The following is a 23,281-nucleotide window of genomic DNA, read 5'->3' as shown; positions in this document are numbered from 1 at the left end:
CGGCGCGGTGTCATGGGACAGCGGCTTTCGATCCTCGCAGGCGCTCTCGCCCTGCTGACCGCTTCCACGGTGCTGCCGCTCAGCGCCCAGGACGAGTCGATCGACATCCGGTCGCGGGTGATCAGCCATTTCAAGGTCGGATCCGACGAGACCCGCTTCGGCGAGTTCGAATTCCTGGGCGGACTGGAGCTGAGTTCCCCCAGCTCGACGCTCGGGGCGATGTCGGCGATCCGGCTCTCCGACGACAGGTCGAGCTTCCTCGGGGTGATGGACACCGGGCTGTGGTATGCGGGCCGCTTCGAGCGCGATGAGCTCGGCGCCCTGACCGGAGTCACCGGGTTTTCGGTGTCGCCGATCCTTGACGCCGAAGGATCGTCCTCCTCCGAGAAATGGCGGTTCGACGCCGAGGGCATGGTGCTGCGCGGCGACGAGGTGCTGGTCAGCTTCGAGCGGAACAGCCGGGTGGACATCTATCCCGCGAGGGCGCCCGGAGGCTCCAAGCCCACAGGCTCGCTGCCCTTGCTGATCCCGCTGGAAGAGTTCCGCAGCAACCGCGGCCCGGAAACCATCACCGTGGCGCCTGAGGATTCGGCGCTTGCCGGCGCGGTGGTGATCGTGACCGAGAAGAGCCTCAATGCCGAGGGCGACATCTACGCGGCCATCCTCACCGGACCCTCCAAGGGCGTTTTCTTCGTCAAGCGGCATCCGCCCTACGACATCACCGATGGCGACTTCCTGCCCAATGGCGACCTGCTGCTGCTCGAACGCCGCTTCTCCATCGCCGAGGGCATCGGCATGCGTATCCGCCGGATCGACGGCAGCCGGCTGGGCAAGGGCAACCTGGTGGACGGGCCGGTGATCCTGGAAGCCGATTTCGGCAACCAGATCGACAATATGGAAGGGCTCGACGTCACCACCGACGCTCAGGGCCGGAGCATCGTCACGCTGGTGTCGGACGACAATCACTCGATCCTGCAGCGCAACCTGATCCTGGAATTCCGCTATCTCGGCGACGACGGATAGCAGCCAGCGCAAGGCCGGCTCGCCCCATTGCTACCTGTGCGTCGGCTGCGCGCGCGACGCTCCCAGAACCGGCATCAGCACGCCATAGGGCGCCAGCATGGCGAGACCGACGATCATCTTCACCGCCAGGTCGCCCAGCGCCCAGGACACCCAGCGCGGCGCTTCGAGCGCGAACAGGCCTAAAAGCGGCGCTGCCTCGCTGCCGAAGGCGTCGCCGGGGCCGATGACGTTGCCGGCCTGCGAGAAGGCGAGGCCGAAGAAGATCAGCGTGTCGAGGCAGGAGCCGATGATGGTGGAGGTCAGCGGCGGCAGCCACCAGACCCGGTTCCGCAGCCGGTCGAAGATCGACACGTCGAGGAGCTGCGCCATCAGGAAGGCGGAGCCGGAGGCGACCGCGATGCGCGGCGTGGCGAGCCACACCGACAGCGCCACGGCGACGACGAAGCCGCACAGCACCACCAGGCGGGCGGTCGGCGCGCCAAAGCGGCGATTGGCGAGGTCGGTCACGAGAAACGCCACCGGATAGGTGAAGGCGCCCCAGGTCAGGAGGTCGGCCAGGTTGAGCGCGCCTATCGTGACATCGACCGGGAACTGGACCAGGTAATTCGACGCCACGACGACGGCGGCCATGACGGCCATGAACGGCAACAGGGAGGAGGTCAGTCGCATTTTTTTATCCTGGGTTGATGCCACCAGCGGAAAAACGAAGGCGGGCCAGAAGCCCGCCGTCACAATGAAATCAATCGCGACCCTGAATCAGGCTGCGGTCTTCTCGACGAGCTTCTTGGCGATCTGGCGCTTGAGCAGGCGCGCGCGCATCGACAGTTCGGCATCCTTGGCCTTGACCAGGAACGCGTCGAGGCCGCCACGATGTTCGACCGTGCGCAGGGCGTTGGCCGAAATGCGCAGACGGTAGCGCTGGCCGAGTGCATCGGAGATCAGCGTCACGTTGCACAGGTTGGGCAGAAACCGGCGACGGGTCCGGTTGTTGGCGTGGCTGACATTGTTGCCAGACTGGACAGCCTTACCGGTCAATTCACAGCTGCGGGACATTTTGCACCTATTATCTTTTCGCCAGCGGACGGGCCGAGCCAGACTTGAGGCTCACCCAAAGGACCGCAGGCCTTTATCGGAAGTCGCGTGTCTATAGTCAGACCAGCACGCTCCGTCAAGCGGGAAGGACAGGGAAACCGGCAATTCCGGGATCCCGGCGCAGATTTAGCTGTTTTTGGCCCGGACGTCACCCTAGTGTGCCGTTCAGCACGTGTTCAGGCGCCAGGACCGACGATGCAGCCAAACCACGTGACGTGAGGGATTCATATGATGCGTTTGAAAATGCTGCTGACGGCTGTGGCGGTGATGCTGGTTGCGGGTGCAGCGCAGCCGGCGGGCGCCGAGCCGGTCCAGATCCGCACCGACTATTCGGTCACGCTGATCGGACTTCCGGTGGCTTCCGCCCGTTTTGTCACTGAAGTGGACGGCAAGTCCTACACGATCTCCGGCGATCTGCGCTCGTCGGCGCTCTCGGACATTTTCTCGAGGATCCGGGGCAACGCCAGCGTTTCGGGGAAAGTGACCCGGAGCAAACTGGAGGCGTCGGATCTGCTCGTCACCTATACCAGCGGCCCGAAGAAGCAGCGGATCGCCATTACGTTCAAGGACGGCAACGTCCGCTCGACCGTGAACGAGCCCGAAGCCAGGACGCAGGGGGCAGACTGGGTTCCGCTGCGGAAAGGCGACTTGCGGGCGGTTCTCGACCCGCTTTCGGCGCTTGTCTTTCCCGCCGGGGCGGCGGTGTGCCCGCGCAGCCTGCCGATCTATGACGGCCAGTCGCGCATCACGCTGCACCTGACGCAAAAAAGCTCGCGCCCCTTCCGGACAAAGGGCTTCACGGGCGAGGCGATCGTCTGCGCCGTCCGGTTCGAGCCCAATTCCGGCTACCGGAAGACTTCGTCCAGCATCCGCTATCTGCGCGGCCTGAAGGGCATGGAGGTCTGGTTCGGCAAGCACGAGGCTGCGGATCTTTACGCCCCCGTCTATGCCAAGGTGCCGACCAAGATCGGTCAGGTTGTCGTTGCCGCGACGCGGTTTGGCGGCTAAAGCCGATGTCTGTCTGACCAGACTGGGTGAGCGCTTTTGGGGCCGGCCTTGCGCCGGGGCAAGCAGGGGACGGAACGTGGGAAACATACCAACATTGATCGGGTTTTCGGCCGTGGTGATGTGGTCGGCGCTGGCGGTGCTGACCGCGGCGTCGGGCACCATGCCGCCATTCCAGCTCTCGGCGATCTGCTTCCTGGTCGGCTCCATGATCGGGCTGTCCGCCATGCTGCGCGACCCGTCCCGGTTCCGGGCCTTCCGGCAGCCGGCGAAGGTCTGGGCGCTCGGCCTGTTCGGGCTGTTCGGCTATCATTTCCTCTATTTCACGGCGCTCAGGAACGCGCCGGCGGTGGAGGCGGGACTGATCGCCTATCTCTGGCCGCTGCTGATCGTCGTGGGCTCGGCGCTGTTGCCGGGAGAACGGCTCGGCTGGCACCATGTCGCCGGGGCGCTGATGGGGCTTGCGGGCACCGCGTTGATCCTGATGCGCGGCGCGGAAGGCGGTTTCGGCGGCGGCAGCCTGTTGGGATACGGGGCGGCGGCGCTGTGCGCGGTGACCTGGTCCTCCTACTCTCTGCTGTCGCGGCGCTTCGGCGCCACGCCGACCGATGTCGTGGCCGGCTTCTGCCTGATTTCGGCGGTGCTGTCGGCGGTCTGCCACCTGCTGCTGGAGACCACGGTCTGGCCGGAGACTTCCGGCCAGTGGCTGGCGGTGCTCGGGCTCGGCCTGGGACCGGTGGGGCTCGCCTTTTACGCCTGGGACTTCGGGGTCAAGAAGGGCGACATCCAGGTGCTGGGCGTGGCGAGCTACGCAGCGCCGCTGCTGTCGACCCTGATCCTGATCCTGTTCGGCCATGGCAAGGCGAGCGTCGGCATCGTCGTCGCCTGCCTGCTGATCACCGGCGGGGCGTTCCTGGCGGCCAAGGATCTTCTCAGGGCGAGGCCGCGCTCATGACCGGATTGTTCGCGGAATTCGACGCGGCCGAGACCTTGGTCCTGGCGGCCTCGGTGCTGGCCTTCGCCATCTATTTGTTCCTGCTGGGCCAGCCCGTCTCGCTGAAGCGGACGGTCGCCAAGACGCTCGCCGTCGGGCTGCTCTGCGTGCTGGCGCTGATGGCCGGTGGGCCGAAGCTGCTGGCGCTGGCGCTGGCCCTGTCGGCGCTGGGCGACGCGTTCCTGGCGCATGAGGGCGACATCGCCTTTCTCGGTGGCCTGGGCAGTTTCCTGGCCGGCCATATCGCCTTTGCGGTCCTGTTCATCTCGTCGGGGCCGGGATTTACCCAAGCAGCGGTTCCGGGATGCGTGGCGGTTGCGGTCTTCGCGCTGGGGATGGGCACTCTGATGGTGCGCAAGGCGGGGCCGCTGGCGGCGCCGGTGGCGGCCTATGTGCTGGCGATCGCCGTCATGGGGATGGGCGGCGTGACGCTGGGCGGGTTGGTGCTGGCCGGGGTTGCGCTGTTCATGGCGTCGGACGCGATCCTGGGATCGGAAAAGTTCCTGATGGCCGAGGGGAGCCGACACAGGCGCCTGACCAGCCCGGCGGTCTGGGTGCTCTATTATGCCGGGCAGGCGCTGATCACGCTTGGCCTTCTGGCCTGAGCGGGGCGTACGGGAAAGGCGAGGGCCGCCAGTCCGGCGGCGCCATCTCGAAGCTTGAGAACCGGAACCCGGGCGCCACCGTGCAGCCGACCAGCGTCCAGGCGCCGAGCGAGGCGGCGGATTGCCAGCAATTGGCGGGCACGACGATCTGCGGCCGTTCGCCATGGCTCAGGTTCATGCCGAGCCGATGGGACTGCGCATTGCATCCGTCGGCCGACAGGGTCAGCGCCAGCGGCCCGCCGCCATGCCAGTGCCAGATCTCCGCGGCGTCGGTGACCCGGTGCCAGTGCGAGCAGTCTCCACCCTCGAGCAGGTAGTAGATCGCCGTCGAATGGCCGCGGTCGCCGCCGTCCTCGTCGCGGAAGGTCTCGCGGTACCAGCCGCCTTCGGGGTGCTCCTTCAGCTCGAGAAGGGCGATGATCTCGCGGGCCGACAGGGTCTCGGTCATGGTCAGAAACTGTCCTTGCGCCGGCGCAGTTCGGCGAACACCTCGGCATCGCTGGCGCTCTCCATGCCCAGATGCCTGCGGATCGCCGGATCACCGGTGCGCAGGAACGGATTGGTCCGCTTCTCGAAGCCGATGGTCGTGGGCAGGGTCGGCAATCCCTTGGCGCGCATGTCGTTGATCTCGGCCATGCGTTCGGCCAGCGCATGATTGTCCGGATCGACGCTGACGGCGAAGCGGGCGTTCGACTGGGTGTATTCATGGCCGCAATAGACCCGGGTCTGGTCGGGAAGCTCCGCCAGCCGCGAGAGCGAGCGGAACATGTCCTCGGGCGAGCCTTCGAACAGGCGGCCGCAGCCGAGCGCGAACAGTGTATCGCCGGCAAACAGCAGGTCCTCCGTGGGAATGTGAAAGCAGATGTGGCCGGCGGTGTGGCCGGGCGTGGAGATGACGTTGACGGTCCGTCCGGCGAACTGGAACGTTTCGCCATCGCGGAGCGACCGGGTGAGACCGCGTATTTTCCCGGCTTCCGCGGCAGGGCCGATGACCTGCGGCTTGTAGGATTCCACCAGCGCCGGAATGCCTTCGACATGATCGGGGTGATGATGGGTGACGAGAAGATGGCTGAGCCGCCAGCCATCCTGTTCGAGCCGCCTGGCGATCACGGCGCCGTCCGGCGCGTCGACGCTGGCGGTCTCGCCGGTCAGGGGATCGTGCAGGATCACCCCGAAATTGTCCTGCCTGCAGGTGAATTGCTCGATCATCAGACTTGTCATCAGGTTCTCTTCCGCGGCCATTGAATCACTCCCGACGAGTATAGCCACAGGCGGCGCGGTCCGTCACCTCAGGTCCGCCGGGACCTTCCCGCGCCAAGGCGTTCCATCGCGCATTGACCGCCGGTACGACATGGCCGATTGTCAGGCCCGTTCACGGGCCTGCAGGTTTGGCCGCTTTCCGACGGAGCTCCCGATGAAGCTGTATTTCAGCCGGAATCCCAATCCCCGACTGGCCGTCGCGGTGGCGCGGCATCTGGGCTCGCCGGTCGAGTTCGAGTTCGCCGCGCCGTTCGCCGACGGCCAGGCCGAACGGTTCCTCCTCCTCAATCCGACCCAGAGGATCCCGATCCTGGAGGAGGAGGGCGGCAGTTTGTGGGAGGCGGACGCGATCGCGTGCCGGCTGTCGCGCCTGGCCGGCTCGACCTTCTGGCGCGTCGACGACGATGAGCCCGACATGATCCGCTGGATTAGCTGGGGCAAGGGGAATTTCGTCCAAGCCTGCGACATGGTCCATTTCGAGCGCGGCACCAAGCAGCGCTACGGTATCGGGCCGGCGGATGCCGCCAAGGTCGAGGAAGGGCTTGAGCTGTTCCACGAAGCCTCGCTTATCCTCGAGGCGCACCTGACCTCCCGCGACTGGCTCTGCGGCGACACTCCGTCCTACGCGGATTTTCGCATGGCGACGTTCCTGCCCTACAATGATGTGGCGGGACTGCCGCTTGCCGGCTTCGCGGCCGTGAGCCGCTGGTATGCAAGGCTCGAAGGCCTGAGCGCCTGGCGTAAGCCTTTCGAGGGCCTGGAGGCGCCTCCCCTGCCGCCCGTGCCGGGCTGACGGCAGGCTGCTGTCGGTCAGCAAGGCCTGGTTTTTCAGGTGTGCTGCAGGACCGGCGGGTGCTAGGTTGCCGGTGCCCGATCCATCCAGGTTCATCGCCATGCATGCCGACATCGTCGATCTGAGACAGTTCTACCATTCCCGGCTGGGCAGGTTCGCCGAGCAGTCGGTGGCCATGGCGCTGTCCTCGATCTGGGCCAACCTGCCGGGCGAGCGGCTGATGGGGCTTGGCTATGCGGCGCCCTATCTCGACCGGTTTGGCCCGGACGCGGAACGGGCCTTTGCCTTCATGCCGGCGGGGCAGGGCGCGGTGAACTGGCCGATGGGCGGGCCGTCGGCCACGGCGCTGGTGTTCGACGAGGAACTGCCCCTGCCGGATGCGGCGCTTGACCGCGTCCTGATGGTGCATTCGCTGGAATTCGCCGAGAATCCGCGCGAAACGCTCAAGGAATTGTGGCGGGTGCTGGCGCCGGGCGGGCGGCTGGTGATCGTCGCGCCCAATCGCCGCGGCGTCTGGGCGCGCTTCGAGCACACGCCGTTCGGCGCGGGCCGCCCCTATTCGCGCGGCCAGTTGATCACGATCCTCAGGGAAAGCAATTTCACCCCCGGCGCCTTCGCCGAAGCCCTGCTGTTTCCTCCGTCCGAAAGGGCCATCATCCTGCGCATGCGCTCGATCCTGGAGCGGGTCGGCCGCAAGATGTGGCCGGTTTTCTCGGGCGTCATCATCGTCGAGGCGCAGAAGCGGCTCTATCAGGGACTGCCGGTGGCGGCGCGGGCTTCGCGGCGGGTTTTCGTGCCGGTGCTGTCGCCGCAGCCCTCGCGCGCGGCGCACCGGCGCGACACCGGCGCCGGCTGACCACTCTCGACAAGATGGCCGCGAGGGTCTATTTCCGCCTCTCAATGCTTGGTTTTTCGTTTTCAAGGAACCTTCCCCATGAGCCGCACCGACCTGCCCCGCCCGAAGCCGGGCGTTATGGATATCGCCGCCTATGTGCCCGGGCGTGAGACGGCTCACGGCGTGGCCAAGGTCTACAAGCTGTCGTCGAACGAATCGCCGCTCGGGCCGAGCCCGGCGGTGACCGAGGCCTTCGCCGCCAGGAATGTCGATCTGGCGACCTATCCGGACGGCTCGGCGCACGAACTGCGCCAGGCGATCTCGCGCGCTCACGGGCTCAACCCCGGCAACATCCTGTGCGGCAACGGCTCGGACGAGCTGCTCGGACTGTTGTGCCAGACCTATCTCGCTCCCGGCGACGAGGGGCTGTTCACGCAGCATGGTTTCCTGGTCTACAAGATCCAGATCCTGGCGGCGGGGGCGACGCCGGTCTCCGTGCCGGACACGGACCTCACCGCCAATGTCGATGCGATCCTCGATGCAGTCACGCGGAAGACCCGGATGGTGTTCCTCGCCAATCCGAACAATCCGACCGGGACCTATCTTCCGGTGTCCGAGGTGCGGCGGCTGCATGCGGGGCTGCCCAAGGACGTGATCCTGGTTCTGGACGCGGCCTATGCGGAATATGTCCGGCGCAACGATTATGAGGCGGGCATCGAGCTGGTCTCGGCCAATTCCAACGTGGTGATGACACGCACCTTCTCGAAGATCCACGGGCTTGCCGGTCTCAGGATCGGCTGGATGTACGCCCATGAAGCGATCATCGATGCCTGCAACCGGGTGCGCGGCCCGTTCAACGTCAATGCGCTCGCCATCATCGCCGGCGCGGCGGCGATCGGCGACCGGGCCCATGTCGAGCGCGCCGTCGAGCACAATGAAGCCTGGCTCGGCCGCGTCTGCGACGCGCTTGAGGCGCTGGGCCTCACGGTGACGCCGTCGGTCGGCAATTTCGTGCTGATCCATTTTCCGAAGACGGCGGGCAGGACCGCGGCCGAAGCCGACGAGTTCCTGACGGCGCGCGGCTATATCCTGCGCCGGGTGGCGGGCTACGGCCTGCCCGACGCTCTGCGGATGACCATCGGCAGCGAGGAAGCCAATCTCGGCGTCATTGACGCGCTCAAGGACTTCATGGCCTGACCATCATGAGCGAGCCTCTGTTTGAAAATGTCGCCCTGATCGGGATCGGGCTTATCGGCTCGTCGCTTGCGCGCGTGATTGCCGCCAAGGGACTGGCCCGCCATGTCACCATCGCCACCCGCAGCGCCGAGACGCTCGAGGCGGCGCGCGCGCTCGGTCTCGGGGACGACTACACGCTGTCCAATGCGGAGGCCGTCGCCGCCGCCGATCTGGTGATCGTCTCCGTGCCGGTCGGCGCCTCCGAGCAGGTGGCGCGGCAGATCGGCCCACATCTCAAGCCGGGCGCGATCGTCACCGATGTCGGATCGACCAAGGCGTCGGTGGTCCGCCAGATGCAGCCGCACATGCCGGACCATGTCCATTTCATCGCCGGCCACCCGATCGCCGGCACCGAGCAGAGCGGCCCGGAAGCGGGCTTCGCGGAGCTGTTCGAGGGACGCTGGTGCATCCTGACGCCGACCGAGGGCACGGACGCCGGAGCCATTGCCCGGCTCACCGGGTTCTGGGAGGCCTGCGGCTCGAAGGTCGAGCAGATGGATCCGGAGCATCATGATCTGGTGCTGGCGATCGTCTCGCACCTGCCGCACATCATCGCCTACAACATTGTCGGCACCGCCGACGATCTGGAAGCGGTGACCAAGTCCGAGGTGATCAAGTACTCGGCTTCGGGTTTCCGCGATTTCACCCGCCTAGCGGCGTCCGACCCGGTGATGTGGCGCGACGTGTGCCTGCACAACAAGGACGCGATCCTGGAAATGCTGGCGCGGTTCTCCGAGGACCTGTCCTCGCTGCAGCGCGCCGTGCGCTGGGGCGACGGCGACAAGCTGTTCGAACTGTTCACCCGCACCCGCGGCATCAGGCGGTCGATCGTCGAAGCCGGACAGGACATGGACGCGCCGAACTTCGGCCGCAACGCGCGCAAGCCCGACGGCAAGGCGCCGGCGGAGTAATCTCCGTCAGAACCCCGGCAGTTCCCCGAGCGGAAACATGCCGAGCGAGATCCGGTTGTCCGTGAGCGTGAGCGGAAGGGTGACGCCGTCCTCGTCCTGCCTGGTGTCGAGCGACGACAGCAGAGGCATGAAGCGCTCAAGCAATTGGCCGATCTCGGGATCCGCGGTCGCCGCAAGCGCTGCAAAGCGCTGCGGATTGCGGATGGTCACGTCCAGACTGCCGGACAGGCGCCGATCCGCACCGATCCGGACGGGACCGGAGATTTCCAGCGACGATGCCTCATCCAGCTCCACCGCCAGCCGGTGAAGCACGATTTCGAACGGACCCGAGATCGGCGTGTAGGGCACGTCCAGGAGCGGCGCCTGCCCGGGCAGGGTGGCCTCGAGCGTGACGGCCTTTGCCGCCAGGCCGGCCATGAGCGTGTCCTGAAGCTCCTCGGCATAGACCGCGATGTCGAGATCCGGCCCGTTCCTGCGGCCATGGCCGGTGATCCGGCCGGCCTGCACGGCAAGCTTGCGCGACAGCCCGACCCCGTCGATGTCGACATTGACGGTGCGGCCGTCGAGCGACCCGCGGTCGAGGCCTGCGGGCGCGGCCAGAACACTCGCCTGCAGCATCTGCCAGTCGATGCGGGCTGCGAGCCCGGGTGCTGCGACCGTGAGAGGACCATCGATCTCGGCGACGACATGGCCGGGCCTGTAGAATTGCGCGGCCGAGCGGAACGCGCCGGCAGCAGCGCTGACATCCTCGGCCGTGTTGCTGTAGGACAGGCTCTGGCAGAACAGGCCGAAGCGGAAGGGATAGCCGCGCACCTCGGCCCGTTCGCAGGAGGCGGCGGCGTCGGTGCCGGTGATCCGGGCAAGCGTCTCCGGCAGACGGCGTTCGGCCTGGGCGGCGAGGAGGAACCAGCCGAGGGTCCACAGCGCGCAACCGCCGACGATCGCCGCGGCGAGCCAGCCGAATTTCCGCGAGGAGGGCGACGAGGACGGTCCGGACGTGGTGGTTGGCATTGCGTTCTCCCGATGTGCCCTGCAATAAGGGCAGCCAATGTGGTCGGAACGTGACCTTCGCAACAGGTCGCCAACCGGACAGCCGGATCTGGGCCTTGCGGCTTGCCAGGGGTCTGGCCGGGTTCGGCCACCGAGACGGATGTTATGGGCGCGGATATGGACGATTTTTGGGTGTTTGGCTACGGATCGCTGATGTGGCGGCCGGGTTTCGAGCATGAAGAAACAAGGCAGGCGCGGCTGTTCGGCTTCCACAGGGCGCTGTGCGTGCGCTCGTTCGTGCATCGCGGCACGCCGGAGCGGCCGGGGCTGGTGCTGGGGCTCGATCGCGGCGGATCCTGCCAGGGGGTGGCGTTCCGGGTCCGGCCCGAGAACCGGGATGTGGTCACTGCCTATCTGCGCGAGCGCGAATTGGTGACACGGGTCTATGTCGAGACCCTGCGCAAGGTGCGGCTTTCGACCGGCGATCATGTCCGCGCCATGACCTATGTGGTTGACCGGGCGCATCACCAGTATGCCGGGGATCTTTCGGTTGACGATGCCTTCCTGGGTGTGCAGGGCGCGCGCGGCCAGTCCGGCCCGAACGAGGAATATGTGCTCAACACGGTCGATCATCTCAAGGCGCTGGGACTTCGCGACGCCCATCTCGAGGCGATCGCGCACCGGCTTCAGGCCGGTGACCGGCCCCAGGTCTCAGTGCGGAGCGGCCTCTGAGGGGGCGGCGGTCAGCTCCGCGAAGCGGCGGCGGGCCTCGGCGCGCAGGGGCACCTGCGGATTGGCCCTGATCGTCTCGACGAGCAGTTTGTCGCTGGCCGTCTCCATCACCTCGACCAGCTTTTCCATGAAGACGTCCGGGTCCATGCCGGGTTCGATCGGCGGCAGGATCTGGACCTTGAAGTGCCCCGGATAGCGCATGAACTTGCGGCGCGGCCAGAACAGGCCGGGATGCATGACGACAGGCACCACAGGCACATCGAGATCGCGGTAGAGCCGGGCGATCCCGTATTTGTAGCTGGGCGGCGCGCCGGCGGGGCGGCGGGTGCCTTCCGGGTAGATGATCAACTGGCGGCCCTTTGCGATTTCCTTCTTGGTGCGCTCCAGCACGGCCGCCATGACCTTGCCCTTGGCGCCGCGATCGACCGGGATCATCTCCATCTTCGAGACATATTGCCCGAACAGCGGGATCCACATCAGCTCGCGCTTGAGAATGTAGAACGGATCGTCGAGCCAGGGCAGCAGCGCATAGGCGTCCCAGAACGACTGATGCTTGGGAGCGAAGATATAGCCGCCCTGCGGGATGTTCTCGAGGCCCTCGATCTCGAATGTGGTGCCGACGATCTTCTCCTGCAGCCAGTGATTGGCCAGCACCCAGTTCTTCGGCACGCTCCAGGCAGCCTTGCGCTCGGCCAGAAAATAATAGGGCGAGAACAGGATCATGCGCCCGATCAGGTTGAGATAGAACGCGATATTGAAGAGGATGGATCTTAGAACGATCATTGCGGAACCCAGTTTGCGACCAGTCCCGTTGACACCGCGCCAGGACCCCTGCACCCGGGTTACACCATCGGCGCAGACTGGAAAACCTCGCTTTGGCGAAAACCCCGCGCGTGAGGCGCAAATCAGCGCAGGCTGGCCGAGACCGGAGTGCCGTCGCCGGTGTCGGCGCGCAGGCCGCTGGCGGTCTTGGCGCCGCTCCAGTTCCTGAGCCGGGCGAGCGAATATTTGGCGTATTCGACAAACAGCGTGCGCAGCGCCACCGGATCGGACAGCCAGGTATCGGTTTTCAGATCGGCATGGGTGACCGGATAGGCGACGAAGGTGACGTCGGGACTGGCCTGCGAGAGCTCCATGAGGCTTCGCGGCACATGGTAGTTGTTGGTCACCACCAGGATCCGCGTGTAGTCGTGCTGGCGGATCCATGCGGCGGTTTCATTGGCGTTGCCGATGGTGTCGAGGGCTTCGTAGCCGATGTCGACGCAGCAGTCGAAGGTGGCTGATTCCGTTCCCGTGGCCCGGCGCAGGGCGGCGCTGCTGGTCGAGGGATTGACGCCGGAAATCAGCAGGCGCTCGCCGACGCCCTGCTCAAGCAGGTCGAGCGCCTGGTCGATCCTCTGATATCCGCCGGTCAGGGCGACAATGGCGTCGACCTCGGAGGGCGTCGCGGACGCTTTCAGGTCGGCAATGGTGTCGGTAAAGCGGAAAAAACCCATTGCGATCAGGGCTATGGCGATGATGGTCGTGATCGTTGCCAGGCGCAGGGCATGATGGCCCACCCGCCGGAGACGATGGATCGCATCCGGCTTGGCGGCTCCGGGCGTTGCCGGTTCGGGCTCTGCGGATCCCACACTCATGGCCCATGAATACTCCGAGATTCCGGCAAGGACCAGTCGGATTTGCGGCGAAAACCGGGCAAGTCAACCGATTTCCGCGAGCGATGGATCGGCGCGTTGCCGGTCGATCTCGCGGATGGTGCGGATCACGGTCAGCCGCGTGGTCAAGGCGGTCATGGCCGCTATCAGGACGACGATGCCGACAATGCCGAAATAACCGGCGCCGCTCAGGCTGAAGCGGCCGAACAGGGCGGTGGCCTGGTCGTTGAGCGCCGTGGCGATGGTGTTGCTCTGCCAGGCGCCCAGCAGCATAAACGCCACCGCGGCGACGCCGCCGCCGAAGGCCGCGCCCTTGAGGCCGATCAGCAGGAACCGCTTCTGGAACTGCGAGGCGATGAAACTGGTCTCGGCGCCGACGAAATGCAGCACTTCGACGATGTGGCGATTGCCCGCCATCGCGCCGCGGGTGGCGAAAATGACGGTGAGCATGGTGGTGGCGAGCATCAGCGTGAGGATCCCGACGCCGATGAAGACGGTGATCCGGGCCATGGAGATCAGCCGGTCCGCCCAGGCGCGGTGATCGTCCAGGGTGGCGGCGGGGACGGCTTCGGCGAGCGTCTGGCGAATGGCGGTGAAATCCGGCGGGGCGGTCTCGTCGATGGTGACAATGACCAGGCGCGGCACCGGCAGCTCGTCCATGTCGAAGCCCTCGCCCAGCCAGGGTTCGAGCAGCCTCGCGGTCGAGGCGCGATCGACGATGTCCGCCGAAAGGGTGCCCGGCACTGCGAGCACAAGGGTCCGGACCTCCGCCAGCGCGGCTTCCATGTCGAGGCCTTCCTCCGGCTTGACCTGGATGGTGATCTCGCGCGAGACGTCGCCCTGCCAGGCCTCCGCCTTTTCCTGCACCATCGTCACCGCGCCGAGCGTCACCGCGCAGAGGAACGACATGATGGCGATCACCACCATCAGCGCCCGGCCCGAGACATTGACCGGCGGCACAATCGGCGCCAGGGGACGGAGGGTCACCAGGCGCTCCTTCCTGCCGCTGTCTCGTGTGCTGTCGGCCGGTTCAGTCATAGATGTCGAGCCGTCCCTCGGAGAGGATCATCCGCCGGGCGTTGACCCGGTCCATCAGGGTGAGGTCATGGGTGGCGATGATCACGGCCGTGCCCAGCCGGTTGAGCTCGATGAACAGATTGAGCAGGCGCTGGGCCATGGGCGGATCGACATTGCCGGTGGGCTCGTCGGCGAGCAGGATCTCCGGCTGGTCGATGAGCGCGCGGGCGATGGCCACGCGCTGCTTTTCGCCGCCCGAGAGGACCGGCGGCAGCACGTTGATGCGTTCGCCGAGCCCGACCCATTTGAGCAGTTCGATCACGTCGGAGCGGTAGCTCGATTCATCCTTGCCGCGGACTCTCAGCGGCAGGGCGACATTCTCGTAGGTGGTCATGTGATCGAGCAGGCGGAAATCCTGGAAGACGATGCCGATCCGGCGCCTGAGCAGCGGCAGTTCCTCGCCCGGTATCATGGAAATGTCCCGGTCGAACATGCGAATCAGCCCGCGCGTCGGCTTGAGCGACATGAACAGGAGCCGCATCAGTGTCGTCTTGCCGGCACCTGACGGACCGGTCAGGAACTGGAAGGATCGCTTTGGGATGTCAAAGGTCAGATCGCGCAGGACCTCCGGTCCCATGCCATAGCGCAACCCGACATTTTCGAAATGAATCAACGGTCAAATCCTGTCGCGGTGGCAAGTCTGCGTCAGTCGCAGGGCCACGTGTTCGCTGGCCCTCACAGTCGCCGGGCATGGTTAATGCCACGTTAAAAACACCAGTCAAGCCGACCCTACCACACGGCCCGTTCGTCAAGCGTTAACCATTTCCGTTTACGCATCGCCAAGAGATGTTTCAATGCCCTCTGCGTGGCAGAGGCCCAAAAGGGGTGGCTGATGGGCCCTTCAAGCCGCGCGACACAGGCGATCGAGCCGGCAAACGGCGACCTCATGATGCCGGACAGGCGCGGGGTCGCGCGGCCTTCGCGCGGGCGCGATATCGAGGACGCCTGTTTCGAGACGGTGATCCCGCCAGGCGGCCGATTGGCGGCCGATTCCTTCGCCGCCCGCCCGGATGGCGTCGCCGGATCCCGGGTCGCGCGGCCGCCCGCGCAGGACGCCTTTCCCCCCGATTTCGCGACTGCCTCGCCGAAACTCCACCAGGTGGTTGACCGGACCGGGCGGCTTGGCGTCTTTGCGGCCGGGCCGGCCGCGAGCCGATCGAGCCTGGCCCTGACCGCGTCGCTGCTGGTCGCGGGCCTGTGCGGTTTGGCCGCAGCGATCGCCTGGCTGTCCGCCAGCCCGGCGCCGCGGCCCGAGGCGCGCGCGCCGATCGCGATCCCGCAGACGCCTGTTGCGGCCGCGCCGACGCCGTCCGCCCCGGCGCCGGCGGCCGACCCGGTGACGACCTCGTCCATTCCCGCCGCCAAGGCCGCCCCGGCCAAGGCCGCCCCGGCCAAGGCCGGGTTCACCGCGCCGCTTCCCAGGCCGGCGCGGATCGAACGGGCGGGATCGATCCTGATGATCCGGCCCGCCACCGACTGATCCTCCGCACCCGTTCAGGACGCCTTGCGCCGGACCTTCCCGCCCTGTGGATAGTCCGCCTTCAAACCGGTTTCGGTTTGAAGGGTTATGCGCTAGGAATGGTCAGTATTCTTGACCAACCCTCCTGGAGAGCGCGAATGCCGGTTGTGCGCGGAAAAATCATCGAGCCCCTGTTCACGCCGGAGATGATCGCCGAGCGCAACCGGACCATGGCCGCGGAGATCGCAGCCAACCCGAAGAAGGACCTGCTGGTGATCTCGATTCTCAAGGGATCGTTCATCTTCGCCGCGGATCTGATCCGGGCGCTGCACGATGCCGGGCTTGCGCCCGAGGTCGAATTCATCACCCTGTCGAGCTACGGCAAGGGCACGCAAAGCCAGGGTGTCAAGATCATCAAGGACATCGACAGCGATGTGCACGACCGCGACATCCTGCTGATCGACGACATTCTCGAATCCGGCCGCACGCTCAGGTTCGCCCGCGACCTGATGTATGAGCGCGGCGCCAGGCATGTCGACATCGCCGTCCTTCTCGACAAGCGCTCGCGCCGGGAAGGCAGCCTGGACGCGGAATATGTCGGGTTTGAATGCCCGGACTATTTCGTCGTCGGCTACGGCATGGACGTGGCTTATGCCTTCCGCGAACTGCCGTTTGTGGGGATCGTCAAGGGCGACGCCTGAATCCCGCCTGATTTTCGTGTCGTGCGGAGAATCAGGACCGAGTTCACGTTGCGGCAAGGTTCGCCCCCTAACGTCCGTACAACAGCCGGAGGACTCAACAATGGCGAGAATCCTGATTGCCGAGGATGAAGACACGCTCAGGCGCTTCGTCGCGCGGGCGCTTGTCATGGACGGCCACGACATCATCGAGGCCGCCGATGGCGCCGAGGCGCTGGAGCACCTGGAAACGGAGGTGTTCGACCTCCTGCTGTCGGATATCCGGATGCCGGTGATGGACGGCATCGCGCTTGCGACCGCGACCGCCCGGCTCACGCCCGACATGCCGATCCTGCTGATGACCGGCTATGCGGAACAGCGCGAGCGAGCCGAACCGCTGATGCGCATCGTCGTGGATGTGGTGGAAAAGCCCTTCACCCTGCCGCAGATCCGTCAAGCCGTAGCCGACGCGCTGATGGCAAAGGCCGCCTGACCGCCGACGGCGCCGGAGACCGAGCGCCAATCAGCGCGGGAGACCGGGCCCCCAATCACTGCAGATCGAGCAGGCGTTCCAGGTAGCGTTTCTCGATGTCCGGCGAGAGCTGGTCGCCCAGGCGCTTGCGGATGGCATCGAGAATTTCCCGGGCGCGCTGGATGTCGATCTCGTCGGGCACCTTGACCCGGCTGCCGAAATCCGGCCCCGTGGTCGAACGCGGCCGGCCGAGCGGATCGCGATCGTCGGCCGACCGGTTGCCGTTGCGGTCCGGGCCCTCGCCTTCGGCCTCGCCCTGCTGGTCGCCCATCGCCTGCATCATCTGGTTCATCATGTCTTCCGCGCCCTGGCGCAGCGCCTGCAGGGCGCGGCCCTGGTCGCCGAGCGCCTGGCCGGTCTCGCCCTGTTCCAGGTTGCCGGTGGCGTCGCCCATGGCTTCGCCGGCCTCGCCGAAGCCCGGCGACGGGTTGATGCCGAGTGCCTCGAGCTCGCTCTGAAGCTGACCCAGCGCGTCGCGCAGCTCCTGCTGGCTGCGCCCCAGGGCGCCGAGCATGTCTTCGAGCGACTGGTCGCCCTGTCCCTGCTGTCCCTGGTCCTGGCCTTCGCCCGGCTGCTGCTGCCCCTGCTGCTGGCGGTCGCGGCCTTCGCCGGGCTGGCCCTGGCGGTCGCGGTCGGCGCGCATGGTCTCGTCCATGAGCTGCTGCTGCTGGCGCATCAGTTCGCCGAGCTTGTCCATCTGCTGGCGCATCGGGCCGCCCTGCTGCTGCTGGCGCTGCTGCCGCCCGGCCTGCAGATTGTTCATCATGCGCTGCAGTTCCTGGAGCATCTGCTGGGCCTGGTCGCGGGCGCCGGAGCGGGCCAGATTCTCGATCTGGTCGAGCATGTTGTCGAGATCGCGCTGGCGCAGCATGTTCTCGGGCATGGCCTGCTGCTGCTCGCCATTCTGGTTGGCGGGGTTCTGGCGCGCCAGCTCGCTTATATAGTCCTGCATGGCCTGGCGCAGCTCGTCCATCAACTGGCTGATTTCCTCGTCGGTGGCGCCGTTCTCGAGCGCCTCGGCCAGCGCATTCTGGGCGTCGCGCAGGCGCCGCTCGGCGAGCGACAGGTTGCCGTCCTCAAGCTGCAGCGCCACGCCCCACATGTAGTCGATGGCAGCGCGCAGATCCTCGTCTGAGCGCGCATTGTTGAGCCGGCCGCGCACTGACTGCAAGAGCAGGTAGTGGGTGAGGTTGGGGATGGTCTCTTCGGGCGCCATGGTCAGCGCATCCTGGAGATCATAGACCCGCTGCAGGTTGTTGGCGTCGAGCGCCAGCACGCCGCGCTGCTCGACGACGGCGGCGGCCAGCGGTTCGGAAAACCGGCGGCCCGGAAGAACGGTCTCGAGGGTTTCGCTGCGGCCCTCCTGGCCTGCCCCGTCGGTCGCGACCAGGGTGATCCTCACCTTCTGGCCGGCGAGCGGGTGCTCGGTCAGGTCATGGCTCGAGACGGCGCGGTTGTCCTGGGCGGAGCGCCGCGGCAGCGACAGGCGGTATTTGGGCGGGTCGAACAGCGGCCGCGCGTCGGCGCGCGGCTCCTCCGCCGGCACGATCTCGGCCTCGGCCCTGGCGATTCCATGATCGTCGGTGAGCGTGTAGTCAAGCTCCAGCGCGCCGTTGACCGCCCGCCGCGGGGTCTCGACAAAGGCCGCGACCGGCGGCGCGTCGGGGATGACATGGATGGCGAATGCGGCTCCGGAGCGTCCGGCGTCGATCCGCAACCGGCCGTCGGCGGCGGGCTTGAAGGTCCAGGTCATGGCATTGGCGGGCGCGGGCCCGGCCGGATCCGCCGCGTCTGCCTGCTCAACCGGGCCCAGCGAGGCCTCGTCGGCTCCCCACAGCACCTGGGCATCCGCGTCGCCGCCGCCGATGCGGATGGTGATCTCGCTGCCCTCGATGGCGCCGACGGGCTCGCCCTCGGGGCGGCTGACGCCTGTCAGGAACACCGGCGCCTGATTGACATAGGAGGGCGGGGTGATCCAGGCGTCGATGCGGACGTCGGGCGCGTCGCTCGCCGCGTGGCTCACGAAGGCGTCGCCGGGCCTGCCGGCATTGCCGGAGAAGGAATAGCCGAAAGCCACGAACAGCAGCAGTCCGACGGCGACCCGGATGCCCCAGGGATCGCGCATCGGCAGGCTCGAGCGCGGCAGCCCGGTTTCGAGCGTGCCGATGGTTTGCGCCATGCGGCGGCGGTGTTCTTCCCAAAGCGCCCGCGCGAAGGGATCGGCGGCTTCGATCCTGTCGTCCTGGGTGGCGATCGCCTGATTGGCGATCCGGTTCTCGGCTTCGAGCCGCTGGTCGATTTCCGCGCGCCCGGGCGCGCGGAAGCGGGTGAGCGGCCAGATCGAGGCGAGGAGGCCGAGGGCGAACAGGCCGAGGAGCGTCAGTCGCAGCCAGTCGGGAACGATGCGGAAGACGCCGAACCAGGACAAGGATAGATAGAGCGCGACGATGCCGAGCAGCGGCGCGGCAAGCGTGATGAGGCGGCCCAGCGACAGGGTGGCGCGCATGCGCAGCCGGCCAAGGGCAACGGAGCGCCGCGCCGCGTCGCTGCCGGTTTCTGACTTTCCTGCCATGCCGTCGGGTGTGCTTGCCATGTCATCTTCCTTCAGCGCCAAGCAAGAAGATAGCAGCCTTTGCGGCCAAGGCGAGGCCTGTGACATAAAAGTGAGGCAGGATTGCCGCCGTCAGGGAAAACCCGGGTCCGTGCAGACAGCGGCGGAAGCCCGGCGATGGCGTCAGTCAAGCCAGGCAGGAACCGAATCAAGCCCGATCAGGTCTTCATAGGACGGGCGCTTGCGCACCACGTGGAAGCGGTCGCCATGCACCAGCACTTCGGGGACGAGCAGCCTGGTGTTGTAGGTTCCGGCCTGGACCGCGCCATAGGCGCCGGCCGAGCCGACCGCGATCAGGTCGCCGGCCTTGAGAGCCTTCATTTCCCGGTCCTTGGCGAGGTAATCGCCGCTTTCGCACACTGGGCCGACGATGTCGGCGCGGATGCGCGGCGCGCTCGCCGCCGACAGGCGGACCGGCCGGATTTCGTGCCAGGCGTCATAGAGCGTCGGCCGGATCAGGTCGTTCATCGCCGCGTCGACGATGACGAAGGTCCTGTCGCCGCCATCCTTGATGTAGATGACCTCTGAGACGAGCACGCCGGCATTGGCGACGATCAGCCGGCCGGGCTCGAGGATCACCTTGCAGCCGAGATCGCGCAGCCGCGCCTTGACCATCCGCGCATAGGCGTCGGGATCGGGCGGCGGCTCGTTGTCGTCGCGGTAGGGCACGCCCAGTCCGCCGCCGATGTCGAAATGATGGATGGCATGGCCATCGGCGCGCAGCGTGGCGACGAGTTCCACCATCAGCTTGAGCGCGTCGTCGAAGGGCTGCAAGTCGGTGATCTGGCTGCCGATATGCATGTCGATGCCGCTGACCCGGACGCCGGGAAGGCTGGCCGCATGCTTGTAGACTGCCTGGGCGCGCTGCCAGGAGATGCCGAACTTGTCTTCCTTCTTGCCGGTCGAGATCTTGGCGTGGGTCTTGGCGTCGACGTCGGGATTGATGCGGAACGAGATCGGCGCGACCTTGCCCATGGCGCGGGCGCGGGCGTTGAGCAGCTCGAGTTCGGGCTCGGATTCGATGTTGAAGCAATAGATGTCGGCGGCAAGCGCCGCATCCATTTCCCGCGCGGTCTTGCCGACGCCGGAAAACATGATCTTGGAGGCGGGAATGCCTGCGGCCAGGGCGCGGCGCAACTCGCCTTCGGAGACCACGTCGACGCCCGATCCGAGCCGCGCCAGCGTCCGCAGCACCGCCTGGTTCGAATTGGCCTTCATGGCGTAGCAGACCATGGAGTCAATGTCGGAGAACGCTCCGGCGAAGACCTTGTAGTGGCGCGTCAGGGTGGCGCTGGAATAGCAGTAGAACGGGGTTCCGACCTGGGCCGCGATGTCGGGAATGGCGACACCTTCGGCATGAAGAACGCCGTCGCGATAATTGAAATGGTTCACTGGCGGCGCCTATTCCAGAAGACCGTCGAGGATGAAACGCCGTTCGGTGGCCGGAGCGGGCTCCGCCTGTTCCTGGGCGTCGCCGGCCGGCGCGACGGTCACGGACGGACGGTCGAGCGGGCCCTTGCGACCGCAACCGGTCAGAACCGCGCCGGACAGGGCCAGTGCGCAGATGATTTTGATCCAGGGACCGGTCGTCATTCGCTGTTCCTCACAATGGCCCGACAGGGCCGTCTCAATTCGCTTGGCGCGGTGGCCTTCATACAAGTTTTCAGTCCGGTGTGCACCCGTTTTGTCCGTATGCGTCGGCGGACTCAGTTCTGCCTGCGCCACCGGGCGATCTGCCTGCGGACCTCAGCGGGCGCGGTGCCGCCGTAGCTCTGGCGGCTGGCGACGGAGGCGTCGACGGACAGGACGTCATAGATGCCGGCGGTGATCGCCGGATTGATCGACTGGAGATCCTCAAGCGGCAGATCGGCCAGCTCGCAGCCCTTCTCCTCGGCCATGGCGACGGCGCGTCCGGTGGCGTGGTGGGCGTCGCGGAACGGCAGGCCGGCCTCGCGCACCAGCCAGTCGGCGAGGTCGGTGGCGGTGGAGTAGCCCGAGCCCGCCGCCTTGCGCATCTGGTCGGCGCGGATCGTCATGTCGCGCACCATGCCGGTCATCGCCGCCAGCGACAGCTCGAGGCTTTCGGCGGCATCGAAGACCTGTTCCTTGTCCTCCTGCATGTCCTTGGAATAGGCCAGCGGCAGCCCCTTCATGATGGTCAGGAGTGCGACCAGCGAGCCGTTGATGCGGCCGGTCTTGGCGCGCACCAGTTCGGCCGCATCGGGGTTCTTCTTCTGCGGCATGATCGAGGAACCGGTGGAAAAGGCGTCCGAGAGCCGTACGAAGCCGAATTGCGGCGTCGACCAGATGACGATCTCCTCGGCGATCCGCGACAGATGAACCGCGCAAATGGCGGAAAGCGAGAGGAACTCGAGCGCGAAATCGCGGTCCGACACCGTGTCGATGGAATTGCGGGTGGGTTCGCGGAAGCCGAGCGCCTCAGCCGTCATCTGCCGGTCGATCGGAAACCCGGTGCCGGCCAGCGCCGCGGCGCCGATCGGGCACTCGTCCATGTGCTCGATGGCATGGCGCACGCGCTGGCGGTCGCGGCCGAACATCTCGACATAGGCCATGCAGTGATGGCCAAAGGTGACAGGCTGTGCCGACTGGAGATGGGTGAAGCCGGGCATGACGGTGTCGGCGTGCTCCTCGGCCTTGTCGAGAAAGGCCGAAATCAGCCGGGTGAGCGCGGCCTCGGTTCGGCCGAGTTCTTCCTTGACCCAGAGGCGGAAGTCGAGCGCGACCTGGTCGTTGCGCGAGCGGGCGGTGTGCAGCCGGCCGGCGGCTGGGCCGATCAGCTCGGCAAGCCGGGATTCGATGTTCATGTGGATGTCTTCGAGCTGGCGCGAGAAGACGAACTTGCCTTCCTCGATCTCTGACAGGATCGTGTTCAGCCCGTGAGTAATCTTGTCGCAGTCCGCGGCCGTAATTATGCCAGTCTTGGCAAGCATGGCCGCATGTGCGAGGGAACCGCGGATGTCCTGGGCGTAGAGCTTGCGGTCAAAATCGATGCTGGCGTTGATTTCCTCCATGATGGCGTCGGGTCCCGAGCCAAATCGGCCGCCCCACATCTGGTTTGACGCCTGCTTGTCCTTATCTGTCGACATGAGCCTGTCCTGGAGTTTGTCATGAGCCAATCGCGCAAAAGCCTGTCCACCGGCGCCCTGGTCGCAATCGCAATCGCGCTCGGGGCCGCTGTCGGGGCTGCCGGGATATACGGGAAAGAATCCCCCTCTGGCAATGCGCCCGCGCCCGAAAGTCTGGCGTCGAAGGGGGAAGAGGTTGCCTGCCAGGCGGATCCGGAGATGCTAGCTAGGCTCAAACCCCTGGCGCGGGGCGAGGTGGCGGCGATGACGGTGCGGGAGGATCCGATCTCGCTTCCGCAGATGAGCTTCCTTGCGGCTGACGGGACAACTGCGAGCCTTGCCGACTTCACCGGCCAGGCGATGCTGGTCAATCTGTGGGCGACATGGTGCGCGCCCTGCCGGGAGGAAATGCCGGCCTTGTCGGAGCTCGAGCGGGAGCTCGGCGACGACGCGTTCAAGGTGCTGGCGATCAACATCGACACCGGCGACGTGAGCAAGCCCCAGGCCTTTCTCGACGAGATCGGCGTCGCCAATCTCGGGCTCTACCGCGACGCCAGCATGGACGTCTTCAACATCCTGAAAAGGGAGGGCCTGGCGTTCGGCCTGCCGGTGACGCTGATGATCGGCAAGGATGGCTGCCTGCTGGGCGCCATGAACGGCCCGGCGGAATGGGCGAGCGACGACGCCAAGGCGCTGATCGCGGCGCTG

General features: G+C 66.5%; 26 protein-coding genes. 13 read left to right on the top strand and 13 right to left on the bottom strand.

The window, feature by feature from the left end:
• Nucleotides 1-12 precede the first annotated feature (12 nt).
• A complete protein-coding gene (locus tag LL06_RS03740; protein WP_035522385.1) occupies nt 13-1,023 on the top strand; it encodes an esterase-like activity of phytase family protein in 1,011 nt (336 codons plus the stop codon).
• Nucleotides 1,024-1,053: 30 nt separating this feature from the next.
• On the opposite strand, the gene LL06_RS03735 is transcribed toward LL06_RS03740, so the two are convergent.
• Both LL06_RS03735 and rpmB read right to left on the bottom strand, forming a co-directional pair.
• The gene (locus LL06_RS03735; protein WP_035522382.1) at nt 1,054-1,692 is read right to left on the bottom strand and encodes a queuosine precursor transporter; all 639 of its coding nucleotides are present in this window, start codon (nt 1,690-1,692) and stop codon (nt 1,054-1,056) included.
• A gap of 87 nt (nt 1,693-1,779) precedes the next feature.
• The gene (gene rpmB, locus LL06_RS03730; protein WP_035522379.1) at nt 1,780-2,076 is read right to left on the bottom strand and encodes a 50S ribosomal protein L28; all 297 of its coding nucleotides are present in this window, start codon (nt 2,074-2,076) and stop codon (nt 1,780-1,782) included.
• 267 nt (nt 2,077-2,343) lie between these two features.
• Between rpmB and LL06_RS03725 the strand changes: the two genes are divergently transcribed.
• The 3 genes from LL06_RS03725 to LL06_RS03715 all read left to right on the top strand — a co-directional run bounded on the left by LL06_RS03725 (nt 2,344) and on the right by LL06_RS03715 (nt 4,719).
• The gene (locus LL06_RS03725; RefSeq protein ID WP_052161182.1) at nt 2,344-3,123 is read left to right on the top strand and encodes a DUF3108 domain-containing protein; all 780 of its coding nucleotides are present in this window, start codon (nt 2,344-2,346) and stop codon (nt 3,121-3,123) included.
• A 76-nt stretch (nt 3,124-3,199) separates the two neighbouring features.
• Nucleotides 3,200-4,075 (top strand): DMT family transporter, encoded by an 876-nt coding sequence (locus tag LL06_RS03720; protein WP_035522377.1) that lies wholly within the window; start codon nt 3,200-3,202, stop codon nt 4,073-4,075.
• A complete protein-coding gene (locus LL06_RS03715; protein WP_035522374.1) occupies nt 4,072-4,719 on the top strand; it encodes a lysoplasmalogenase in 648 nt (215 codons plus the stop codon). The genes LL06_RS03720 and LL06_RS03715 overlap by 4 nt, the downstream gene beginning before the upstream one ends.
• Here the strand turns inward: LL06_RS03715 and LL06_RS03710 are convergent.
• Both LL06_RS03710 and gloB read right to left on the bottom strand, forming a co-directional pair.
• The gene (locus LL06_RS03710; RefSeq protein WP_035522371.1) at nt 4,697-5,167 is read right to left on the bottom strand and encodes a cupin domain-containing protein; all 471 of its coding nucleotides are present in this window, start codon (nt 5,165-5,167) and stop codon (nt 4,697-4,699) included. The two genes, LL06_RS03715 and LL06_RS03710, sit on opposite strands and share 23 nt — an antisense overlap.
• Nucleotides 5,168-5,169: 2 nt before the next feature.
• The gene (gene gloB, locus LL06_RS03705) at nt 5,170-5,940 is read right to left on the bottom strand and encodes a hydroxyacylglutathione hydrolase (protein ID WP_035522431.1); all 771 of its coding nucleotides are present in this window, start codon (nt 5,938-5,940) and stop codon (nt 5,170-5,172) included.
• A gap of 193 nt (nt 5,941-6,133) precedes the next feature.
• On the opposite strand from gloB, the gene LL06_RS03700 reads away from it, so the two are divergent.
• The 4 genes from LL06_RS03700 (at nt 6,134) to LL06_RS03685 (ending at nt 9,754) form a co-directional block, all read left to right on the top strand.
• Nucleotides 6,134-6,772 carry a glutathione S-transferase family protein gene (locus tag LL06_RS03700; protein WP_035522368.1) on the top strand — a complete coding sequence of 213 codons (639 nt, stop codon included), beginning with the start codon at nt 6,134-6,136 and terminating at the stop codon, nt 6,770-6,772.
• Nucleotides 6,773-6,872: 100 nt separating this feature from the next.
• Nucleotides 6,873-7,628 (top strand): class I SAM-dependent methyltransferase, encoded by a 756-nt coding sequence (locus tag LL06_RS03695; protein ID WP_052161187.1) that lies wholly within the window; start codon nt 6,873-6,875, stop codon nt 7,626-7,628.
• A 78-nt stretch (nt 7,629-7,706) separates the two neighbouring features.
• Nucleotides 7,707-8,804: a histidinol-phosphate transaminase gene (gene hisC, locus LL06_RS03690; RefSeq protein WP_035522365.1), complete on the top strand. Its 1,098-nt coding sequence runs from the start codon at nt 7,707-7,709 to the stop codon at nt 8,802-8,804.
• A 5-nt stretch (nt 8,805-8,809) separates the two neighbouring features.
• Nucleotides 8,810-9,754 (top strand): prephenate/arogenate dehydrogenase family protein, encoded by a 945-nt coding sequence (locus LL06_RS03685; RefSeq protein WP_035522363.1) that lies wholly within the window; start codon nt 8,810-8,812, stop codon nt 9,752-9,754.
• 6 nt (nt 9,755-9,760) lie between these two features.
• On the opposite strand, the gene LL06_RS26750 is transcribed toward LL06_RS03685, so the two are convergent.
• Nucleotides 9,761-10,765: a DUF2125 domain-containing protein gene (locus LL06_RS26750; RefSeq protein ID WP_035522361.1), complete on the bottom strand. Its 1,005-nt coding sequence runs from the start codon at nt 10,763-10,765 to the stop codon at nt 9,761-9,763.
• Nucleotides 10,766-10,921: 156 nt separating this feature from the next.
• On the opposite strand from LL06_RS26750, the gene LL06_RS27200 reads away from it, so the two are divergent.
• Nucleotides 10,922-11,476 (top strand): gamma-glutamylcyclotransferase, encoded by a 555-nt coding sequence (locus LL06_RS27200; RefSeq protein WP_035522424.1) that lies wholly within the window; start codon nt 10,922-10,924, stop codon nt 11,474-11,476.
• On the opposite strand, the gene LL06_RS03670 is transcribed toward LL06_RS27200, so the two are convergent.
• The 4 genes from LL06_RS03670 to ftsE form a co-directional block, all read right to left on the bottom strand.
• Entirely contained in the window at nt 11,456-12,259 is an 804-nt protein-coding gene (locus LL06_RS03670; protein ID WP_035522358.1) for a lysophospholipid acyltransferase family protein, read from the bottom strand. The genes LL06_RS27200 and LL06_RS03670 overlap by 21 nt on opposite strands.
• A 122-nt stretch (nt 12,260-12,381) precedes the next feature.
• Nucleotides 12,382-13,113 carry a YdcF family protein gene (locus LL06_RS03665; protein ID WP_052161181.1) on the bottom strand — a complete coding sequence of 244 codons (732 nt, stop codon included), beginning with the start codon at nt 13,111-13,113 and terminating at the stop codon, nt 12,382-12,384.
• A gap of 63 nt (nt 13,114-13,176) precedes the next feature.
• The gene (locus LL06_RS03660) at nt 13,177-14,169 is read right to left on the bottom strand and encodes an ABC transporter permease (RefSeq protein ID WP_052161180.1); all 993 of its coding nucleotides are present in this window, start codon (nt 14,167-14,169) and stop codon (nt 13,177-13,179) included.
• Nucleotides 14,162-14,821 carry a cell division ATP-binding protein FtsE gene (gene ftsE, locus LL06_RS03655; protein WP_035522352.1) on the bottom strand — a complete coding sequence of 220 codons (660 nt, stop codon included), beginning with the start codon at nt 14,819-14,821 and terminating at the stop codon, nt 14,162-14,164. Before ftsE ends, LL06_RS03660 begins: the two co-directional genes overlap by 8 nt.
• Before the next feature lie 366 nt (nt 14,822-15,187).
• On the opposite strand from ftsE, the gene LL06_RS03650 reads away from it, so the two are divergent.
• The 3 genes from LL06_RS03650 (at nt 15,188) to LL06_RS03640 (ending at nt 16,837) form a co-directional block, all read left to right on the top strand.
• On the top strand, nt 15,188-15,688 hold the full coding sequence (locus LL06_RS03650; RefSeq protein WP_152599480.1) for a hypothetical protein: 501 nt from the start codon (nt 15,188-15,190) through the stop codon (nt 15,686-15,688).
• Nucleotides 15,689-15,825: 137 nt separating this feature from the next.
• The gene (gene hpt / locus LL06_RS03645; protein ID WP_035522347.1) at nt 15,826-16,368 is read left to right on the top strand and encodes a hypoxanthine phosphoribosyltransferase; all 543 of its coding nucleotides are present in this window, start codon (nt 15,826-15,828) and stop codon (nt 16,366-16,368) included.
• Between the two features lie 100 nt (nt 16,369-16,468).
• Nucleotides 16,469-16,837, top strand: coding sequence for a response regulator (locus LL06_RS03640; protein WP_035522345.1), 369 nt, complete (start codon nt 16,469-16,471; stop codon nt 16,835-16,837).
• A 55-nt stretch (nt 16,838-16,892) separates the two neighbouring features.
• Here the strand turns inward: LL06_RS03640 and LL06_RS03635 are convergent, their stop codons facing one another.
• From LL06_RS03635 to argH, 4 genes are all read right to left on the bottom strand, one after another.
• Nucleotides 16,893-19,469 (bottom strand): TIGR02302 family protein, encoded by a 2,577-nt coding sequence (locus LL06_RS03635; RefSeq protein WP_035522343.1) that lies wholly within the window; start codon nt 19,467-19,469, stop codon nt 16,893-16,895.
• 141 nt (nt 19,470-19,610) lie between these two features.
• Nucleotides 19,611-20,879 carry a diaminopimelate decarboxylase gene (lysA, locus tag LL06_RS03630; protein WP_035522340.1) on the bottom strand — a complete coding sequence of 423 codons (1,269 nt, stop codon included), beginning with the start codon at nt 20,877-20,879 and terminating at the stop codon, nt 19,611-19,613.
• 9 nt (nt 20,880-20,888) lie between these two features.
• A complete protein-coding gene (locus LL06_RS03625; RefSeq protein WP_035522337.1) occupies nt 20,889-21,080 on the bottom strand; it encodes a lipoprotein in 192 nt (63 codons plus the stop codon).
• Nucleotides 21,081-21,193: 113 nt separating this feature from the next.
• Entirely contained in the window at nt 21,194-22,594 is a 1,401-nt protein-coding gene (gene argH / locus LL06_RS03620) for an argininosuccinate lyase (protein WP_035522334.1), read from the bottom strand.
• 198 nt (nt 22,595-22,792) lie between these two features.
• Between argH and LL06_RS03615 the strand changes: the two genes are divergently transcribed.
• A partial coding sequence (locus LL06_RS03615) for a TlpA disulfide reductase family protein (protein WP_244447044.1) occupies nt 22,793-23,281 on the top strand: 489 nt, incomplete at its 3' end.

Source organism: Hoeflea sp. BAL378 (assembly GCF_000759435.1).
GTDB lineage: Bacteria > Pseudomonadota > Alphaproteobacteria > Rhizobiales > Rhizobiaceae > Hoeflea.
Note: the sequence above shows the minus strand (reverse complement) of the source record. Positions and strands in the feature narration are given on the sequence as shown.

What these genes read in the sequence shown, in the direction of transcription:
- hisC (WP_035522365.1), top strand. Translation starts at nt 7,707, where the DNA reads ATGAGCCGCACCGACCTGCCCCGCCCGAAGCCGGGCGTTATGGATATC.
- hpt (WP_035522347.1), top strand. Translation starts at nt 15,826, where the DNA reads ATGCCGGTTGTGCGCGGAAAAATCATCGAGCCCCTGTTCACGCCGGAG.
- LL06_RS03640 (WP_035522345.1), top strand. Translation starts at nt 16,469, where the DNA reads ATGGCGAGAATCCTGATTGCCGAGGATGAAGACACGCTCAGGCGCTTC.
- LL06_RS03725 (WP_052161182.1), top strand. Translation starts at nt 2,344, where the DNA reads ATGATGCGTTTGAAAATGCTGCTGACGGCTGTGGCGGTGATGCTGGTT.
- gloB (WP_035522431.1), bottom strand. Translation starts at nt 5,940, where the DNA reads ATGACAAGTCTGATGATCGAGCAATTCACCTGCAGGCAGGACAATTTC.
- LL06_RS03625 (WP_035522337.1), bottom strand. Translation starts at nt 21,080, where the DNA reads ATGACGACCGGTCCCTGGATCAAAATCATCTGCGCACTGGCCCTGTCC.
- rpmB (WP_035522379.1), bottom strand. Translation starts at nt 2,076, where the DNA reads ATGTCCCGCAGCTGTGAATTGACCGGTAAGGCTGTCCAGTCTGGCAAC.
- LL06_RS03670 (WP_035522358.1), bottom strand. Translation starts at nt 12,259, where the DNA reads ATGATCGTTCTAAGATCCATCCTCTTCAATATCGCGTTCTATCTCAAC.
- argH (WP_035522334.1), bottom strand. Translation starts at nt 22,594, where the DNA reads ATGTCGACAGATAAGGACAAGCAGGCGTCAAACCAGATGTGGGGCGGC.
- LL06_RS26750 (WP_035522361.1), bottom strand. Translation starts at nt 10,765, where the DNA reads ATGCCAACCACCACGTCCGGACCGTCCTCGTCGCCCTCCTCGCGGAAA.
- LL06_RS03665 (WP_052161181.1), bottom strand. Translation starts at nt 13,113, where the DNA reads ATGAGTGTGGGATCCGCAGAGCCCGAACCGGCAACGCCCGGAGCCGCC.
- LL06_RS03710 (WP_035522371.1), bottom strand. Translation starts at nt 5,167, where the DNA reads ATGACCGAGACCCTGTCGGCCCGCGAGATCATCGCCCTTCTCGAGCTG.
- LL06_RS03695 (WP_052161187.1), top strand. Translation starts at nt 6,873, where the DNA reads ATGCATGCCGACATCGTCGATCTGAGACAGTTCTACCATTCCCGGCTG.
- LL06_RS03660 (WP_052161180.1), bottom strand. Translation starts at nt 14,169, where the DNA reads ATGACTGAACCGGCCGACAGCACACGAGACAGCGGCAGGAAGGAGCGC.
- LL06_RS03685 (WP_035522363.1), top strand. Translation starts at nt 8,810, where the DNA reads ATGAGCGAGCCTCTGTTTGAAAATGTCGCCCTGATCGGGATCGGGCTT.
- LL06_RS27200 (WP_035522424.1), top strand. Translation starts at nt 10,922, where the DNA reads ATGGACGATTTTTGGGTGTTTGGCTACGGATCGCTGATGTGGCGGCCG.
- LL06_RS03700 (WP_035522368.1), top strand. Translation starts at nt 6,134, where the DNA reads ATGAAGCTGTATTTCAGCCGGAATCCCAATCCCCGACTGGCCGTCGCG.
- LL06_RS03740 (WP_035522385.1), top strand. Translation starts at nt 13, where the DNA reads ATGGGACAGCGGCTTTCGATCCTCGCAGGCGCTCTCGCCCTGCTGACC.
- LL06_RS03735 (WP_035522382.1), bottom strand. Translation starts at nt 1,692, where the DNA reads ATGCGACTGACCTCCTCCCTGTTGCCGTTCATGGCCGTCATGGCCGCC.
- LL06_RS03635 (WP_035522343.1), bottom strand. Translation starts at nt 19,469, where the DNA reads ATGGCAAGCACACCCGACGGCATGGCAGGAAAGTCAGAAACCGGCAGC.
- LL06_RS03715 (WP_035522374.1), top strand. Translation starts at nt 4,072, where the DNA reads ATGACCGGATTGTTCGCGGAATTCGACGCGGCCGAGACCTTGGTCCTG.